The organism is Actinomycetota bacterium (genome assembly GCA_005774595.1).
Classification (GTDB): Bacteria; Actinomycetota; Coriobacteriia; order Anaerosomatales; family D1FN1-002; genus D1FN1-002.
In genome coordinates this window covers 1-2,024 of record VAUM01000335.1, presented here as the reverse complement: position 1 = coordinate 2,024, position 2,024 = coordinate 1, and the positions used below count along the sequence as shown (strand labels likewise).

Genomic DNA, 2,024 nt, shown 5'->3' with positions numbered 1-2,024 from the left:
CGCCACTCGGCCGGCGGGACCTCCGCGGCCGCGCGGCCGTCGAGCGCGAGGTCGCCGGACGCGCCCGGCAGCAGGCGCGCGAGCGCGCGCAGCAGCGTGGTCTTGCCCGCACCGGACGGGCCCGCGACGTCGACGACCTCGCCGGCTTCGGCGTGCAGGGACACGCCGTCGAGGACGACGCGCGGGCCGTCCTCGCACGGCAACGCGGCTGTGAGCGATCGGGCTTCGAGCAGAGGCATGCCCCGCACGCTACAGCAGGGCGGCGATCTGCGCGAGGACGGCGTCGGCCACCGCGCCGGCGCCGCCGAACACGGCGACCGCCGCGAGGTCCGGGTGCGCCGTGATGAACGCGGCCGCCTCGGGCGACAACGACGAGGCGTCCGTGAGCAGCAGCACGCCGCCCTTCTCGCCGCACGACACCCCGCCGCCGAGCGCGTCGGCGAACGAGACCCCGGTCGCCACGCCCGCGAACCCGTCGCCGAGCCAGCCCTCGCCCACGCAGCGCGACGCGACGGCCGAGGCGGTCCCGTAGCGGTTCGCACCCGCCTCGCGCGTGACCGCCGCCCCGAGAGCGGCGACCTACGCGGCTGCAGTGGCGGACACCGCGCCCGTCCCGCCGACGACCACCACGTCGCCGATGCCGAGCGAGGTCACGGCGGCGGCCGTGTCCGCGGGCAGCGCCGCGGTGCGCGTGAGCAGGACCGGGAAGCCCTTCGCGTAGGCCGCGGGCGAGACCGCGAGCGCGTCGGGGAACTGGTCGCCGCGAGCGAGGAACGCCGTGCCCGCGAAGCCCACGCCGCGCAGCTGCGCCACACGCGAGGCGATCGCGGCCGAGGTGCCGTAGCGATCGGCGCCGGCCACGCGCTCGACCTCGCAGCCGAGTGCGGCGACCGAGGCCGCGACGGACGCCGACACCGCACCCTCGCCGCCGGCGATCCACACCTTCTCGGCGCCGAGGCGCACGAGCTCGGTCGCGACAGCGGAGGTCAGCGAAGCCCCGCGGGTGAGCAGCAGCGGCCCGCGGACGGTCCCGGCCAGTCCGGAAGCCGCGAGCGCATCGGGGAAGCCCTCGCCCGTGGCGAGCACGACGTTCGTGCACTCGCCCGATGCCCAGGTCGCCTGCGAGACCGCGACCGCAGTGTCGTAGCGCGTCGCGCCCGCCTCGCGGCCAACGCCCGGTGCGACGAACTCGAACGACGCGGCGGCGCAGCCGTTGCCCGCCGCGTCCGCGACGCCCCCGGCCGCCACCGCGAGCGAGTAGCGCGTCCCGGCCGCCGCGCCGGAGAACGTCAGCCGCACCGTGGTGCCGCCCGGCAGCAGCGTCGCGCCGGAGAGGGTGAGGCCGGCCGCCTGGAAGTCCGATGACGCGACCGTCGCCGTCTCGACGCGCTCGGAGAAGGTCACCTCGAGCGTGGAGGCCGCCGACGCCGAGACGCCCGTCATCGCCGGTGCGGTGTTGTCCACACGGACGTCGACGATGCTGCGCTCGCCGAGGCGCCCGACACCGTCGAAGGCGTCCACGGTGATGTCGTAGTCGTGCTCACCGCTCTGCCCCGGCTCGAGCGACCAGTCGTAGGCCCAGTTCGGGGACTCGGCGACCGCGTTCCACGCGACCAGCGGCGACCAGCCCGATCCGTCCCAGTACACGCCGTCGTCACGCGTGATGCGGATGCGCATCGACGCGAGGCCGGACACCGAGTCCGACGCCGTTCCGAAGACGATCGCCGAGTCGCCGGCGAGCACGGCGGAGTCGCCCGGGAACGCGACCTGGACGTCGGGTGCTGCGGCGTCGAGCACCGCGGTCCCGCCGGAGCCGGCCGACACGACCGGCGCGAACGGGTCCACGCGCGCGGGCGCGCCCACGGCCACGGTCGCGACGCGCGAGCCGAGTTCGTGTCCGTCGGCCGCGGCGGCCGCGAAGGTGTACGCGACGAGCAACGACCGGGTCTCCTCGGCGGACAGCGCCGTGCCGAGGCCGAGCGCGATCGCGGGGCCGGCTGTCACAGGCGCGGCGGCCGTGGTGT

General features: G+C 76.6%; 3 protein-coding genes. All 3 read right to left on the bottom strand.

Annotation, left to right across the window (positions count from 1 at the left end; translation table 11 throughout):
* Window positions 1-239: ATP-binding cassette domain-containing protein (locus FDZ70_09815; protein ID TLM69148.1), on the bottom strand; the 239-nt coding region annotated here is incomplete at its 3' end.
* A 10-nt stretch (window positions 240-249) separates the two neighbouring features.
* Window positions 250-498, bottom strand: coding sequence for a cell wall-binding repeat-containing protein (locus tag FDZ70_09810; protein TLM69147.1), 249 nt, complete (start codon window positions 496-498; stop codon window positions 250-252).
* 81 nt (window positions 499-579) lie between these two features.
* On the bottom strand, window positions 580-2,004 hold the full coding sequence (locus FDZ70_09805; protein ID TLM69146.1) for a cell wall-binding repeat-containing protein: 1,425 nt from the start codon (window positions 2,002-2,004) through the stop codon (window positions 580-582).
* Window positions 2,005-2,024: the final 20 nt, after the last annotated feature.